The sequence below is a fragment of the Myxococcus qinghaiensis genome, assembly GCF_024198215.1.
Lineage (GTDB): Bacteria > Myxococcota > Myxococcia > Myxococcales > Myxococcaceae > Myxococcus > Myxococcus qinghaiensis.
This window is the reverse complement of record NZ_JAKCFA010000011.1, coordinates 106,923-121,518: the sequence shown is the minus strand read 5'-3', so window position 1 is coordinate 121,518 and position 14,596 is coordinate 106,923. Positions and strand designations below refer to the sequence as shown.

The window sequence follows — 14,596 nt, the reverse complement described above, 5'->3', positions numbered from 1 at the left end:
GGGGGCACGGCTCTAAACGGCCGCTCACGATTGGCGCACTCCGTGAAGCGTACGAGGCCGGTCGACTTTCGACCGCGCGGAACAGACGCTCCGCAGGGGTTGCTGCTTGAGGAGGCGCACTCTGGGGAGTAGGCACTGCCCATGGACCCTCGGAACCCGCGCCCTGGCACCGTCACTCTGCGACTCAGGAACTCGCTTGATGCCCCTCGCACCGTGTTCCTCGAGCCATGGACTGATGAATACGAGCTGAAACCAGGGCAGACCTGCGACATCGTCGCCGAGGGGGACCTGAGCCTTCCGCTGGAAGTCGAAATGGACGCTAACCGCATCGTCGTCCACTGCTTTGACTCCAAGGGCGCGTTCATGCGGGTTCTCTCCATCAATGGAGAGAGCGTGCAGCCCTGATGGGCTCGGAACCGGCAGAGGCAGCCCACCACAGGCTTGGCCGCCTTTTCTCGCCCACCCTGAACGTCCCCCCTACTCCCCGAGCGAGATCGAGAATCGTGCGCGGTGGTTTAGGGCAGCAGGCCCGGGATGGTTCCCCCAGGCCTGGGGGCGATGTGGAACCGGATGCTGCCCGGCGCCAGCAAGCACGAGGACGGCACGGGTGCGGAGAGGATGGCTCCGTGCGGAGGGCGCGCGCACAGGCCTGGCCCCTGGGGCACGGAGTAGGGCGACCAGGGCAGCTCCGTGTAGGACTCCCCCGTGCTTCTTCGAGGTGTCCGCGCCTCTTCCTCATCGGCTTCAGCGGGCTCGTCGAGCAGGGCGAGCGAGTCGCCCGGCGGCGCTGTCGTGTCCGGAACGAAGGTGATGCCCTCGGGAATCGGCTCCTCGCGGTCCGCTCGGCCGATGATGTCCTCGATGCGCTCGGTGCCCTCGTCCTTCACCACGCGAGGCGCGGTGGCGCACGCGCCCAGGAGCGACGCTGACAGGAGGGTGGCGAGCACTCGGCGTGGAGGAGACCAGGAGGGACGGGGCATGGGCATCAGGGCTGCTTGTTTGGGTTCAGGAGACAGCGGCGCGTGGAGCCTCGTTCTCGACGCAGGTAGGCAGGCTTCCGGCATGTTCCCTCGGGAGGGGGGAGCAGGGGAAGCGGCGCTGGCTTGGACTAAGCAGGCGTCGTTCCTGGGACATCGCTCGGGCTCTCGAGCTCTTCCCCCACATGCTTCGTCCGGAACCGTGGCCGCGCAATGCCGGGCGCCGACACGTTCCTCGTTCCTCGGGGTGGAGCGAGGGCGTTGGCGCGCATTTCTTCCCGGGAAGGAGGAAGAGGCCTCGTCAGGATGCTCGCTCCGCGCATGGAGCGGCCTTCCGTGGTCCGCCGCCCACGCCATTCCTAGCTTGCCCGGAGGTGGAGCGCGGAGGTCGTCGACCATGCTGTGTCAGAACTGCCGGACCCGCCCAGCCGCGGTCATGCTCAAGAAGCGGATGAACGGGCAGGAGACGACGCTCAACTTCTGCAACCACTGCGCGAGCGCGATGGGCGTGGGGCTGGGGGACGCGAATGGGTTTGGCAGTCTGGAGAGCCTCGTCGAGCAGATGATGGGGCCGCGTCCACGAGGTCGGGAGAACCTCCTGACGCAGCTCTCGGAGATGGCGCAGCAGGTGCTGGAGCGCGCGGCGCGAATGACGCTCGACTCGGGCTACGAGCGGATGCGCATCGAGCACCTGTTGCTGTCCCTGCTGCACTCCGTGCCAGAGCTGCGCGAGTCGCTGAAGCACGCGGGCGCGCCCGTGGATGAGTTCGAGGCCCGTCTGGACGCGGTGATGCCCCGACGCGAGCCACGCAATGCGCAGGGCGTGGCGCTGTCCTCCGGCGTGAAGAGGGTGCTCCAGATTGCCCGCCTCCAGGCGCTCCAGATGGGGCACAGCTTCATCGGTCCCGAGCACCTGCTGCTCGGCGTCCTGATGGAGGGAGAGAGCTACGCCGCGCAGTTCCTCTCGGGCGTCGACGTCAATGAGCTGCGCAAGCGGCTGCTCGCCTCGGTGGGAGGCCCCTCCGCGCCGGCCGCGGGAGGCGGTGGGCGGCAGGGGAGTGGAGGACTTCCGCCGAACCTCACGCGCTTCACGAGAGATTTGTCGGTGCTGGCACGAGCGGGAGAGCTGGACCCCGTCATCGGACGCGAGAAGGAGATCAGCCGCGTCATCCGCATCCTGAGCCGCAAGACGAAGAACAACCCGGTGCTCATCGGCGAGCCGGGCGTGGGCAAGACGGCCATCGCGGAGGGGCTGGCCCAGCGCATCGTCGCGGGGGAAATCCCGGAGGTGCTCAAGGGCAAGCGCGTGCTGTCGCTGGACCTGGGGAGCGTGCTGGGCGGCACGAAGTTCCGGGGCGAGTTCGAGGAGCGCTTCAAGGGACTCATGGACGAGATTCGCGCCCTCAAGGGGCAGATCATCCTCTTCATCGACGAGGTGCACACGGTGGTGGGCGCCGGTGGCGCCGAGGGCGCGGTGGATGCGTCCAACCTGCTCAAGCCGGCGCTGGCGCGAGGCGAGCTGCAATGCCTGGGCGCCACGACGTTGGAGGAGTATCGGAAGAACATCGAGAAGGACGCCGCGCTGGAGCGTCGCTTCCAGCCCGTCATGGTGGCCGAGCCCACGCCGGAGCAGGCCATCGAGATTCTGCGAGGGCTGCGCGACGCGTACGAGGCGCATCACCGCGTGAAGATTCTCGACACGTCGCTCACCGCGTCCGTCGAGCTGGCGGACAAGTACGTCAACGACAGGTTCCTGCCGGACAAGGCCATCGACCTGCTCGACGAGGCCTCCGCCATGGTGCGGCTGGGCGCGCGCACCGCGCCGGACCGACTGGGCGAACTGGAGGAGATGCTCGCGCAGAAGGAGAAGGACAAGAGCGCGGCGGTGGCGGGGGAGCGCTATGAGGAGGCGAGCCGACTCAAGGCCGAACTGGACACGCTGCGCACGGAGCTGGAGGGCCTGCGCACGCAGTGGCAGCTCAAGCGCGGTGTCACCGAGCCCACCGTGACGCCCGAGGACATCGCCACGGTGGTGAGCGAGTGGACGGGAATCCCCGCGCGCAAGCTGCAACAGGAAGAGAGCCAGCGATTGTTGGAGATGGAGGGCGCGCTGAAGCAGCGCGTGGTGGGACAGGAGGATGCGCTGCGTGCCATCTCCGAGGCGGTGCGCCGGGCGCGTGCGGGCTTGAAGGACCCGAACCGTCCCATCGGCTCGTTCCTGTTCCTGGGCCCCACGGGCGTGGGCAAGACGGAGACGGCGCGCGCGCTGGCCGAGTACCTGTTCAACGATGAGGCCGCGATGATTCGCCTGGACATGTCCGAGTTCCAGGAGCGCCACACCGTGAGCCGGCTCATCGGCGCGCCCCCGGGCTACGTGGGCTACGAGGAGGCGGGGCGGCTCACGGAGGCGGTGCGCCGCAGGCCGTACTCGGTGCTCCTCTTCGACGAGGTGGAGAAGGCGCACCCGGACGTGTTCAACCTGCTGCTGCAGATGCTCGACGATGGGCGCCTCACGGACTCGCGGGGCCGCACGGTGGACTTCAAGAACACCGTCATCATCATGACGTCCAACCTGGGCTCGGAGGCGATGGGAGCCGCGAGGGCGGCGCTCGGCTTCCAAGGCTCGGCGGACGAGGAGCGCACGGGACGGGAGCGGGCCAGCGAGGCGGTGATGAACGCGCTGCGCGGACACTTCCGGCCGGAGTTCATCAACCGCATCGACGAAATCATCGTCTTCCACTCGCTCAACCCGGAGCAGCTCCGACGCATCGTCGACACGATGCTGGAGGCAACGCGTCGCAAGCTGCATGGGCAGGACGTGGGCCTGGAGCTGACGGACGCCGCACGCGACGCGCTGGCCGAGCGGGGCTTCGAACCGCGCTATGGCGCCCGTCCGCTTCGCCGCGTCATCCAGCGAGAGCTGGAGACGGAGCTCAGCAGGATGATGCTGCGAGGGGAGCTGCGCGAGGGCCAGCGAATCCGCGTCGACTTCCAGGACGGGCGCTTCGTCTTCCACGCGGAGCCCGGGGCGCGCGAGGAACCCGCGGAGAAGGCCCCCGAGCCACCGGCGTCGTGAGCGCCAGGCGCTCGCTCAGGGCGTGGCGCGGGTGTTGTCGAGAATCCACGCGAGATAGGGCGCGTGGCCGTCGGCGATGTCGACGCGGAGCACCTCGGGCACCTGGTACGGGTGCAGCGAGACGATGCGGGCCCGCAGGGCGTCGAAGAGCGCGGCCCTCGTCTTGAAGAGGATGAGCGCCTCCGCGTCGTCCTGCACCTTGCCTTCCCAGCGATAGATGGAGCGCAGGCCGGGGAGGATGTTGCCGCAGGCGGCGAGCTGTTCCTCGACGAGCGTCCGCGCCAGCTCCGCGGCCTTGTCGGCGGAGGGCGCGGTGACGAGGACCAGGATGGCGTCAGTCATGCGCCCGGGTCACCGCGCGGCGCCGCGAATTCCGGCGGGCGGCTGGTGCAGCGTGTCCATCTCCTGCCGCGTGCGTCGCCGGTCCGGCGTGTCCTTGGGCAGCTCCACGAAGGTGCACATCTCGCAGAGGCGGCTGTAGATGCGCTCTCCCACGCGCTCGCGCAAGAGCTCCGCCTCCTTCACCACGGCCTTCGCGTCTTCCGTCGTCCGGTAGCCCGTTGGGCTCAACGGGCGCTGCTTCTTCTCGGGCTCCAGCGAGTAGTTCGTCGCGAACAGCGTGGTGCGGCCCGCGTTGTAGCGGCGGGCGATGAGCTCATCCAACGTCTCCATCTCGAACGGGCTGCCGCGTCCCTTGCCCAGTTCGTCGATGGCCAGCACCTCCACCTCGGACAGCGGCCCGATGATTTCTCCGCCGCTCTTTCCGTCCTGGAAGCCTCGGCGGATGGTGGCGTAGAGCAGCGAAATCTCCACGTACCGCGCGCGCACGCCCATCTCGATGACGAGGTGGCCCAGCGTCGCCGCCAGCAGGTGCGTCTTCCCGGTGCCCACCGGGCCGCTCAAGATGAAGCCCTTGGACGTGGCGCCCTTCACGTACTGGTGGCCGAAGTGCATCGCCACGCCACGGCCCCGGTCCTGGGCCTCGTTGAAGGCGCGGTAGTTGTCGAAGGACGCGTGCGCCATCACACCGGGCATCCGCACGTCGTTGAAGATGGCCACCCGCCGCCGTCGACGCGTGCAGGTGCAGGGCTCCATCACCTCGTATTGCTTGGGCCCCACCTTCTTGCTGTAGACGCCCTCGCGCTCCACCAGCACGTGGCCCCGCCCGCCGCAGATGGAGCAGTTCTCCGAGCACACGCAGACGCGCGCCTGGGCCTGGTCTCCCTGCCGTTCGATGACATACGTCCGGCCGGCACAGATGCGGCACCCGTCCCCAGTCGCCTTCGCTCCCACACCCGTCTCGCGCATCGCCATAGCAGAACCCTTCGCCGCCTCCTCGCAAACTGAACGGACGAGCAGTGGTGTCGCGCTTTCAGACTTCCTTCACACCCAGTCGCCGCCGCACCGCCGCCACCACCCGGAATCGCCGGGACAGCCGCCGCGCGCGTGCCGACATCACCTGCTGTTCAGAACCCACCGAAAGCGCGTCGCGCCACACCTCGCGTCGCTGCCCGAAGGGAAGGGCCCTCAGGAGCGCCAGGAAACTCAAGGCCTCCTGCGCATCGAACGCCGCCGGCTCTCCCGGAATGCTCGCCAGCACCGTGCCCCGCAGCCAGGCCACGCGAGGCGCCAGGGCCTGCTCCCGCCCCGCCAGGTCTTCCAGCGCGTCGACGAGCCGGGCGTGTCGGGTCTCCTCCCACGACAGCGCCTTGCGACGTCGCGAGGGGGCTTCAGTGGCCGGTGCCTCACCCGCGCCCGCCGTCAGTGAGCGGTACTTCTTGATCTCCGCGTCCACCTGCCGCCGGCACGCGCGCAGGTTGCGCAGCACGGGCTCACCGGGACGTGCATCCCACAGCGCCTTCTCCGCCGAGCGGGAGATGCCGCGCGCCACCACCTCGAACGGGACGCCTTCCCGCGCCCACGCGGTGAGCAGCTCGGTGTCCAATGCTGAAAGCATGAGCCCCGCGCCACGCACCGCGAGGAAGTAGTCCTGCACCAGCTCCTCGAAGCTGGCGCTCTCCGGCAACAGACTCATGATCCGACACCCACTCCAAGCAGGGCGGCCGGGCAGACGGCCGTCCGCTCCCCCATACCCGGTGGGTCCGACAAGGCAACCGTCTTGTCATCCTTTTCACAGCAGTTCTGGAAGTTTGCCGGCGTGCTTTCCACTTCTGGAGCGGCCAGCCAGTCAGGGTTGACCCTGCGATTGGAAACCGCGCATAGTGGATCTCCCCGAATGGAAATTCCCGAAGATTCCCGGCCACTTGCCTGTCTGGTAGGCAACCGGGGACGCCGGTCCCCCCCGCTTAGGAAGACCATGCGCCGTTCGCTCCTCGTCTGCCTCGTCCTCCTGGCCTCGGCCTCCGCCGCTCAGGAGAAGAAAGCGCCGCGTGACGCCGACCTTGGCCAGAAGTCCACCACTGCGTTGGACAAGTCCCTGGCTGGCGACATCACCCGCGAGAAGAAGAAGGAAGAAGTCGCCCCCGCGCTCCAGTACGACCAGTTCCGACTGGGCGTGGAGCTGCAGGTGGCTTCCAAGCGTCGCGAGCAGATCGTCTCGCTGAAGAAGATCATCTCCCTGTCGCCGGATCCGCGCGAGGTCCCAAGCCTCCTGTTCCGCCTGGGCGAGTTCTACTGGGAGGAGTCGAAGTTCTACTTCTTCGAGGCCAACCGCAAGGACGACGACCTCATCAAGGCGATGAACCGCAATGACACCGCGGCCCAGCAGCAGGCCAAGGCGGAGAAGGCGGAGTTCGTCGCGAAGCAGAAGGAGTACGGCAAGCTCGCCGTCGAGCAGTACACGAAGATCGTCCAGGAGCACCCCAAGTTCGAGCGCACGGACGAGGTGCTCTTCTTCCTCGGTCAGTACCTGATGGAAGAGGGCCAGGACCGCAAGGCGCTGGTCGCCTTCAAGCGCCTGGTGGAGAAGCACCCGACGTCCAAGTTCATCCCGGACGCGTACTTCGCCTTCGGCGAGTACTACTTCAACAACTCCAAGGGAAAGCGCCCGGAGCTGGAGAAGGCGCTGGTGGCCTACAAGAAGGCCGCCGAGTTCCCGGAGAGCCAGGTGTACGCCTTCGCCCTCTACAAGCAGGGCTGGTGTCACTACAACATGGGGGAGTACGGGGCGGCGAAGGACAAGTTCAAGACGGTGGTGCTGTACGGCGAGCTGGCCGGCGCCAACGCGGTGGAGCGCGACGGCGGCAAGAGCGGCAAGGGCTCGCTGGTGCGTGAGGCCCGGACCGACTACGTGCGTGCGTACGCGCACGAGGGTGACGTGGCGCAGGCGCGCGCGGACTTCGGGAAGGTGGCCTCCAACCCGGAGGACCGCTTCACGATGATGAAGCAGCTCGCCAACATGTACTACGGCGACGGCAAGGACCGCGAAGCGGCCATCACCTTCAACTCCCTCATCAAGGAGAAGCCGCTGTCGCCCGAGGCGCCCGGCTTCCAGGGGAAGATCGTCGACTGCATCCTCCGCATGGGCAACAAGGAGCGCACCGTGGCCCAGGTGCGCCGGCTCGTGAAGATCATGAAGGAGGTGGAGGGCTCCGGCGTCATCAAGGACGACAAGGACAAGAAGCTGCTCGCGGAGGCGAAGGAGCTGTCCGAGCGCACGCTGTCCAACCTCGCCGTCACCTGGCACAACGAGGGCAAGAAGACGCGCAACGAGGAGACGTTCCGCTACGCGGACGCCGTCTACAGCGACTACCTCACGCTCTTCCCGGAGAACCCCAAGGCGTATGACCTGCGCTTCTTCTGGGCGGAGCTCCTCAACGACAACCTGTCGAACTACGAGAAGGCCGCCGCCAACTACACGCTCGTCGTGCTCCAGGACGCCAAGGTGCTGGAGGCCAAGGACGACAAGGGCAAGGCGAAGCCGGGCAAGCCGGGCAAGTGGCTGTCGAACGCGTCCTACAACGCGGTGCTGGCCTACGACGAAGTCGTGAAGGCCGCCGAGTCCCGCGGCGAGGCGAAGAGCGAGTCGGTGGGCACGGACCTCTCCAAGAAGGCCACCATCCCCACGCTGAAGAAGGCGCTGCTGGACGCGTGCGAGCGCTACCTCAAGTACGTGCCCAAGGGTGAGAAGCGGGTGGAGATCGCCTTCAAGGCGGCGAACATCTACTACCGCCACAACCACTTCGACGAGGCGGTGCTGCGCTTCAGCGAAATCGCGCTCGGCTACCCCGAGTACAAGTTCGAGGACGGCTCGCGCGCGGCGGAGATCAGCGCCAACCTCATCCTCGACTCGTACAACCTGCTGCAGGACTTCGCGAAGGTGAACGAGTGGGCGCGGCGCTTCTACGCCAACGACAAGCTGGCCACCGGCAAGTTCCGCGACGACCTGGCCAAGCTGATTGAGCAGTCGTCGTTCAAGCTGGTCAGCCAACTGGAGGAGAAGAAGGAGTTCTCCAAGGCGGCCGAGGCGTACCTCAACTTCGTGCACGACTTCCCGCAGACGGAGATCGCCGACCTGGCGCTCTACAACGCGTCCGTCGACTACTACAAAGCGAAGATGCTGGATAAGACGATTGAGGTCCGCGCCCGACTCTTCGCCCAGTATCCGCGCTCCAAGTACGTGCCGGACTCCATCTACGCCAACGCGGAGGCGCTGGAGGCCATCGGCGACTTCGAGCAGGCCGCGACGACCTACGAGCTGTACGTGAAGGGCTACGAGCGCAGCGTGTCGGAGAAGGGCGGCGGCAAGGCGCGCCCGAGCAAGTCCAGCAAGAACAAGAAGGGCGGCGGCGACGAGAAGCCCGCGGTGCCGCAGAAGTGGGACGAGGCCAAGGCGCAGGTGGCGCTGTTCAACGCGTCCACCTACCGCGAGGGCCTGGGCCAGACGAAGGCGGCGCTGCGCAACCGCGAGCGCTACCTGGAGCTGTGGCCGAAGGCGAAGGACGCGGATGACATCCGCCTGTCCATCATCGACCTGACGGGCAAGAGCGGCGCGGCGATGAAGGCCATCAAGATGCTGGAAGAGTACGAGCGCGACAACATGCGCTCGGCCAGCAAGTTCCTCACCGCCGAGGGGCGGATCATCGAGCTGTACAAGAAGATGAACAAGACCCGCGACGTGGCGCGCATGTACAAGCGCGTGGGCGAGCACTTCGACCAGCTCCCCCGCCGCGTGCAGACCACGCTGGAGAAGCCCGCGCTGGCCACCGCCGCGCAGGGGCAGTTCCTGGGCGTGGAGCTGGACTGGGCGGAGTACAAGCGCCTGAAGCTGTACTGGGGCGCGCCGCCATCGCCGGACCGCTTCCGCAACAGCATCCAGGACAAGAGCCGCGCGCTGCAGGTCGTGGAGAAGAAGTACGTGCAGACGGTGACGCTGGGCGCCCCGGAGCCGTCGCTCTGCGCGCTCAACCGCATTGGTCTGGCGTACGACCACTTCGCCAACAGCGTCATCAACGCGCCCATGCCGCGCGGCCTGGACGAAGAGGCCCAGCAGGCGCTGCGCGACGAGTTCGCCAACCAGGCCCAGCCGCTCAAGGACAAGGCCACGGAGGCGTTCGCCGCCACGGTGGCCAAGAGCCGCGAGCTGGACGTGTTCAACGCCTGCGCCGCGGAGAGCCTGAAGATGCTGCGCACCACGTATCAGCCGGACCGCTACCCCGAGATGCCGGAGGAGAAGGTCGCGCTGAAGAGCCGCCAGCAGATCATCGGTGGTGACGTGCTGGCCGGCATCCAGGACGTGCCGCCGCCCGCGCCCAAGGCCGTGGCGGAGGCGCAGAACGGCCAGAAGCAGGCGCTGCAGGAGGACCTCACGGACCTCACCGCGCAGCTGCGCTCGCAGACCGAGACCCAGGTGGACACCAAGGCCACCGCCGCTACCCCGGACGGCACCAAGCCCGCCAAGACGGCGGGGGCCGACGAGGAGCCGGAGGACTTCCTCTAATGAACCGGACGACCCGTACCATGCGCCTGTTCCCCCTCCTGGCCGCCGCGTCGCTCATCGCCGCTGGCTGCACCGCGTCCAAGGCCACCGGCCCCGACCCCGTGGCGAAGGCCCCCACGACGCAGCCGAAGGACGCTCCGCCTCCGCCCATCTCCAACACGGCCAAGGCGCGCTTCGAGGACGCGGTGAAGTCCTTCGACACGCAGAAGAAGGCCAAGGCGTTCGACTACCCGGCGCTGGAGCGCAAGTTCAAGTCCGCGCTGGAGTCGGACACGAACCTCGCCGAGGCCGAGTACAACCTGGGCGTCATCGCGGAGCGCCAGGGCAACCTCCCGGAGGCGAAGGCCCGCTACAAGGCGGCGCTCGCCAAGAAGCCCTCGCTGCGCCAGGCGTCGGAGAACCTGGCCGTCATGGAGCAGAACGGCGGCAACGTGGCCGGCGCGGTGGCCCTCTATCAGGAGGTCCTCCAGCGCTACCCGGACGACGCGCAGTCGCGCGCTCGCCTGGCGGAGATCTACCGGCAGCAGAACGACCACGACAAGGCGATGGAGCTGGCCCGCGCCGCGCTGATGCGGGATCCGGCGTCCACCACCGCGCTGAAGGTGATGATCCGCAGCTACCTGGACCGCAAGCAGCTCTCCATGGCGAAGCTGGTGGCGCTGCGCGGCGTGAAGCTGGACGGCGCGGATCCGGAGCTGCACCACTCGGTGGGCCTCATCCTGCTGCGCGAGGGTGATGCCGACGAGGCGCGGCTGTCCTTCAAGAAGGCGCTGGAGGCGCGCGAGGACTACGTCCCGTCGCACGTCGCGCTGGCGCAGCTCTCGCTGGACGCGGAGGACTACCCCGGCGCCGAGGAGCACCTGCGCCGCATCCTCCAGGCCGACGGGAAGAACGCCACCGCGCACCTGAACCTGGGCCTCGCCTACAAGGGCCAGGGTCAGTACGACAAGGCGATGCAGGAGTACGACGAGGCGGAGAAGCTGGACACGGAGCTGGCGGCCGTGCACCTCAACCGCGCCATCCTGCTCCACAAGGTGAAGGACGCTCCGGAGCGCGCCGTGGAGCTGTACAAGAAGTACATCGCCCTGGCGAGCGACGGCGTGGCCCTGTCCGGGGAGGCTCCCGTCTTCGGGCTGCTGCGTGAGGCCGAGGCCATTGTCGGCGCCAAGCGCGAGGCCGTCGCGGCCGAAGAGCAGGCGAAGAAGATGGAGGAGCTGCAGAAGAAGCAGCAGGCCCAGATGCAGGCCGCGGAGAAGAAGCAGCCGCCCGCGCCCAATGGCGCCGTCGTCGCTCCGGCCACCGGCACGGGCACGGCTCCCCAGGCCACTCCGGCGGGGGGCGCTTCTCCCCAGCCGCCCCCGCAGCAGCCTCCGGCGGGCGCGCAGGAACCGAAGAATCCAGGCACGGCGGATCCTTCCGAGCCGGGTGAGCCGGAAGACGACCTGCTGTGAAAGTTGGGATGCCCCCGGGTGCCTTCGCTGTGGCGAGGCCTGGGGGGATGATGCGAACCTTCGCTGCCCGTGCTGATGCGGGCATGCGGCGTGGAACGGGCCCGGCGGGGCCCTTGTGGGAGACAGCGATGCGGAAGGCTCTGATGTTGTGCGCGGTGCTCGCGGTGGCTCCGGCCTTCGCCCAGGATGATGCGGCCAAGCCGGCGGGTGGGGGCGGGGAGGGCAATGTGCGCTACTCCAAGACGACGAACATCGACTTCGAGGACGACACCATCGAAGGCGACCTCACCAAGCCGGACGGCGAGTACATCGACGCGCGCGAGAAGGTGAAGCACTCGAACCTCATCCGCATCCGCGAGGACTTCGAGGACAAGGTGATGCAGTCCGTGGGCGAGCTGTAACAGGCGTCGGTGCGTCGGCGGGAACCTGCCGGCGCGAGCGTTGTCCATAGAGAGAGCATCAACCCTTCGCAGGAGCCCCCATGGCCGTTCCCCTGACACTCAAGGTCTTCAAGGGCGACACACTGGTCGCCACCAAGGACTACGAGCGCGACATCATCAAGATTGGCCGTCTGTCCTCGGCGCACCTGTGCCTGGAGGACGAGAAGGTCAGCCGCATCCACTCCGTCATCGAGGTCGCCGGCGACGGCTCCATGTCCATCATCGACATGGGCAGCGTCGAGGGGACGTACGTCAACAGCAAGCGGGTCAACAAGGGCCTCTTGACGTTCGGTGACGAGATTCGGGTGGGCGCCACCACCATCCGGCTGGAGAACCCCGCCGCCGTCGCGGCCGCCAACCTGTCCGTCGCCGCCGCGAGCACGGATGCCACCACGGAGAAGAATCCCGTGCTGGCCGGCACCAGCGCCGCCACGGGCCTGGCGCAGGCCGCCGCCGCCGAGGCCGCCGAGCAGCCGTCCATGCCCGCCCCTGTCGCCGCCGCGAGCGCGGGTGCGCTGGACGCCTCTGTCGCCGCCACGCAGAAGAGCCCCATCCTCGCAGCGGAAGAGCCCGCGCCGGCGCCCCAGGCGAAGCACGCTCCGGAGGCTTCGGCCGACGAGGCCGCGCCGCGCGTTCGCACCGTGCGCCGCTCCAAGTCCAGCGGCCCGCAGGGTGTGGCGCTGCGCTTCTCCTGGGGTGACCAGCGGGTGGGCGAGTTCTTCGTCGGCCCTGGCTCCAAGCGCGCCGTCACGGTGGGCACCGCCGCGGGGGTCGACTTCGTCATGGGTGACGCGAAGCTGGGCGCGCCCACCTTCGACGTGCTGCGCACGGACGGGCAGTCCTTCGTCGTGCGCTTCACGGGGAAGATGAAGGGCGAGCTGGTCCGCAAGGGCGAGACGCAGGAGCTCAAGGCGGTCCTCGAGTCCGGCAAGGCCTCGCACGAGGGTGATGCGTACACGCTCACGCTCGACGCGGAGGACTTCTTCTGGGTGGACCTGGGCGGCGTGACCATGGAGGCGACCTTCCAGGCCGTGCCCAAGCGTGTCGTCGCGCCGCTGGGCGAGTCGCTCGACTACACCGCGCTCAACATCTTCCTGGTGATGTTCTTCGCGGCGACCGCGTTCGTCATCACCGCGATGAACCGCACGGGCGAGGGTGACGAGTACGCGGACGAGCTGTCCGCCAACCAGGCGCGCATCGCCAAGCTCATCATCAAGCCGCCCGAGACGCAGAAGAACAAGTTCCTGGAGCGCCTCAACCAGCAGAAGGAGGCGAAGAAGAGCGGCGAGATGGCGGCCAAGAGCCGCGGCGACGAAGGTCAGATGGGCAAGAAGGACGCGCCCAAGACCAACAACCGCACCGCGCCCAAGGGCGACCCGAACAAGAAGGACGAGGCCCGCGCGCTGACCGCCAAGATTTTCGGCGGCGGCAAGGGCGGCATCTCCACCGTGTTCGGCAGCAAGGGCCTGGGCGGTGATTTGAAGAGCGCCATGGGCAACATGTTCGGCGCCAAGGCGGGCAACTCGGGCGGCTTCGGCGGCCTGGGCCTGCGCGGCTCAGGCGGTGGCGGTGGCGGCACGGGTGACACCGTCGGCATCGGCGGCATCGGCACCAAGGGCCGCGGTGGTGGCACCGGAAGCTACGGCACCGGCGTGGGCGTGCTGGGTGGCAAGTCCAGCGTCGACGTGGGCATCACCTCGTCCGAGCCGGAGGTCATGGGCTCGCTGGACAAGGAGCTCATCCGCAAGGTCATCCACATGAACCGCGGGCAGATCCGCTACTGCTACGAGAGCCTGCTCAACCGCTTCCCCAAGCTGGGCGGCAAGGTGGCGGTGAAGTTCGTGATTACCGCCACCGGCTCCGTGGCGTCGTCCTCGGTGGCGCAGTCCACCGCGGGCAACGCGGAGCTGGAGACGTGCGTGGCGGGCCGCGTGCGCACCTGGAAGTTCCCCGAGCCCAAGGGCGGTGGCGTGGTGGTCGTCACCTATCCGTTCATCTTCAAGCAGTCCGGCGAATAGCGCCGGTCTTCCCCCGCTTCACGGGCGGCCCTTCCCCGGGGCCGCCCGCGCAGTCACCCCGGCTCCCGTCCCCCGTGGGAGCCACGTCAACCTCAGGACCGCATGAAAGCCCTCGCCTCCATTGCCCTGTGTGCCGTGTTCGTCCTCCCCGTGGCCGCGAGCGCTCAGCAACCACCTTCCACGGCGACGGGAGACAAGCCCGCCGTCACGTTCGATGAAATCGAGCGCGGCTTCTACTTCGCGCTGCTCGGCGGTCCGCTCTTCCTGACCAATCCCCCCGCGGCGGAGGGGACGCCCCGGCCGTTCTCCTCGGGCCCCATGGCCCAGGTGGAGTTCGGCGTGGACCTGGGCGAGCGGGTGTCCGTGGGCCTGTTCATCATGGGCTCCAGCATCCGCACCAGCGCGGAGTACATCGGCGAGTCCGGTGGCGCGGTGTCCGGTGACTTCTCCACCTTCGTCCCCGGCGCCGTGCTGCGAGCGCGTCTGGTGGGCCTGGCCGACAGCCAGGAAGTGAAGCGCACGTGGTTCTATGTCCGCGCAGGCGCGGGTTATGCGATGTTCTCGCCGAAGCGTCTCCTTCCGGATTCCGACATTCTTGTGTTTGCCGGGCCCGGAGTGGAGTACTACACACGGTTGCGCCACTTTTCCGTGGGGCTCGAGGTCACGGGGAACTACCTCGTTTCCGGAGGCTCGTTCGGGTTCGCGGTGGCGCCGAACATTCGCTACGCGTTCTAG

11 protein-coding genes are annotated in these 14,596 nt (G+C 68.0%); 7 read left to right on the top strand and 4 right to left on the bottom strand.

The window, feature by feature from the left end; translation table 11 throughout:
* Positions 1 to 213 precede the first annotated feature (213 nt).
* Complete coding sequence (locus tag LZ199_RS21850; protein WP_253995677.1) at positions 214 to 405, top strand: hypothetical protein; 192 nt, start codon at positions 214 to 216, stop codon at positions 403 to 405.
* A gap of 110 nt (positions 406 to 515) precedes the next feature.
* Here LZ199_RS21850 and LZ199_RS21845 read toward each other — a convergent pair whose 3' ends face one another.
* A complete protein-coding gene (locus LZ199_RS21845; RefSeq protein ID WP_253995676.1) occupies positions 516 to 980 on the bottom strand; it encodes a hypothetical protein in 465 nt (154 codons plus the stop codon).
* 394 nt (positions 981 to 1,374) lie between these two features.
* On the opposite strand from LZ199_RS21845, the gene LZ199_RS21840 reads away from it, so the two are divergent.
* A complete protein-coding gene (locus LZ199_RS21840) occupies positions 1,375 to 4,053 on the top strand; it encodes an ATP-dependent Clp protease ATP-binding subunit (protein ID WP_253995675.1) in 2,679 nt (892 codons plus the stop codon).
* 15 nt (positions 4,054 to 4,068) lie between these two features.
* Here LZ199_RS21840 and cutA read toward each other — a convergent pair whose 3' ends face one another.
* Genes cutA through LZ199_RS21825 form a run of 3 tightly spaced genes read right to left on the bottom strand, consistent with a single transcriptional unit; the run spans position 4,069 to position 6,088 of the window.
* Positions 4,069 to 4,395 (bottom strand): divalent-cation tolerance protein CutA, encoded by a 327-nt coding sequence (cutA, locus tag LZ199_RS21835; RefSeq protein ID WP_253995674.1) that lies wholly within the window; start codon positions 4,393 to 4,395, stop codon positions 4,069 to 4,071.
* A gap of 9 nt (positions 4,396 to 4,404) precedes the next feature.
* Entirely contained in the window at positions 4,405 to 5,367 is a 963-nt protein-coding gene (locus tag LZ199_RS21830; RefSeq protein ID WP_253995673.1) for an ATP-binding protein, read from the bottom strand.
* 58 nt (positions 5,368 to 5,425) lie between these two features.
* Positions 5,426 to 6,088: a hypothetical protein gene (locus LZ199_RS21825; RefSeq protein ID WP_253995672.1), complete on the bottom strand. Its 663-nt coding sequence runs from the start codon at positions 6,086 to 6,088 to the stop codon at positions 5,426 to 5,428.
* A gap of 282 nt (positions 6,089 to 6,370) precedes the next feature.
* Between LZ199_RS21825 and LZ199_RS21820 the strand changes: the two genes are divergently transcribed.
* The 5 genes from LZ199_RS21820 (at position 6,371) to cglE (ending at position 14,596) form a co-directional block, all read left to right on the top strand.
* The gene (locus tag LZ199_RS21820; RefSeq protein ID WP_253995671.1) at positions 6,371 to 9,952 is read left to right on the top strand and encodes a tetratricopeptide repeat protein; all 3,582 of its coding nucleotides are present in this window, start codon (positions 6,371 to 6,373) and stop codon (positions 9,950 to 9,952) included.
* The gene (gltE, locus tag LZ199_RS21815) at positions 9,952 to 11,403 is read left to right on the top strand and encodes an adventurous gliding motility TPR repeat lipoprotein GltE (protein WP_253995670.1); all 1,452 of its coding nucleotides are present in this window, start codon (positions 9,952 to 9,954) and stop codon (positions 11,401 to 11,403) included. The genes LZ199_RS21820 and gltE overlap by 1 nt, the downstream gene beginning before the upstream one ends.
* Positions 11,404 to 11,531: 128 nt before the next feature.
* A complete protein-coding gene (gene cglF / locus LZ199_RS21810) occupies positions 11,532 to 11,804 on the top strand; it encodes an adventurous gliding motility protein CglF (RefSeq protein WP_163862674.1) in 273 nt (90 codons plus the stop codon).
* Between the two features lie 80 nt (positions 11,805 to 11,884).
* Entirely contained in the window at positions 11,885 to 13,861 is a 1,977-nt protein-coding gene (gene gltG / locus LZ199_RS21805) for an adventurous gliding motility protein GltG (protein WP_253995669.1), read from the top strand.
* Positions 13,862 to 13,963: 102 nt separating this feature from the next.
* Positions 13,964 to 14,596 (top strand): adventurous gliding motility protein CglE, encoded by a 633-nt coding sequence (gene cglE / locus LZ199_RS21800; protein ID WP_253995668.1) that lies wholly within the window; start codon positions 13,964 to 13,966, stop codon positions 14,594 to 14,596.

Excerpts from the sequence above, each read along its gene's own strand:
- LZ199_RS21845 (WP_253995676.1), bottom strand. The coding sequence starts at position 980 with ATGCCCCGTCCCTCCTGGTCTCCTCCACGCCGAGTGCTCGCCACCCTC.
- LZ199_RS21830 (WP_253995673.1), bottom strand. The coding sequence starts at position 5,367 with ATGGCGATGCGCGAGACGGGTGTGGGAGCGAAGGCGACTGGGGACGGG.
- cglF (WP_163862674.1), top strand. The coding sequence starts at position 11,532 with ATGCGGAAGGCTCTGATGTTGTGCGCGGTGCTCGCGGTGGCTCCGGCC.
- cglE (WP_253995668.1), top strand. The coding sequence starts at position 13,964 with ATGAAAGCCCTCGCCTCCATTGCCCTGTGTGCCGTGTTCGTCCTCCCC.
- gltG (WP_253995669.1), top strand. The coding sequence starts at position 11,885 with ATGGCCGTTCCCCTGACACTCAAGGTCTTCAAGGGCGACACACTGGTC.
- cutA (WP_253995674.1), bottom strand. The coding sequence starts at position 4,395 with ATGACTGACGCCATCCTGGTCCTCGTCACCGCGCCCTCCGCCGACAAG.
- LZ199_RS21825 (WP_253995672.1), bottom strand. The coding sequence starts at position 6,088 with ATGAGTCTGTTGCCGGAGAGCGCCAGCTTCGAGGAGCTGGTGCAGGAC.
- LZ199_RS21820 (WP_253995671.1), top strand. The coding sequence starts at position 6,371 with ATGCGCCGTTCGCTCCTCGTCTGCCTCGTCCTCCTGGCCTCGGCCTCC.
- gltE (WP_253995670.1), top strand. The coding sequence starts at position 9,952 with ATGAACCGGACGACCCGTACCATGCGCCTGTTCCCCCTCCTGGCCGCC.
- LZ199_RS21840 (WP_253995675.1), top strand. The coding sequence starts at position 1,375 with ATGCTGTGTCAGAACTGCCGGACCCGCCCAGCCGCGGTCATGCTCAAG.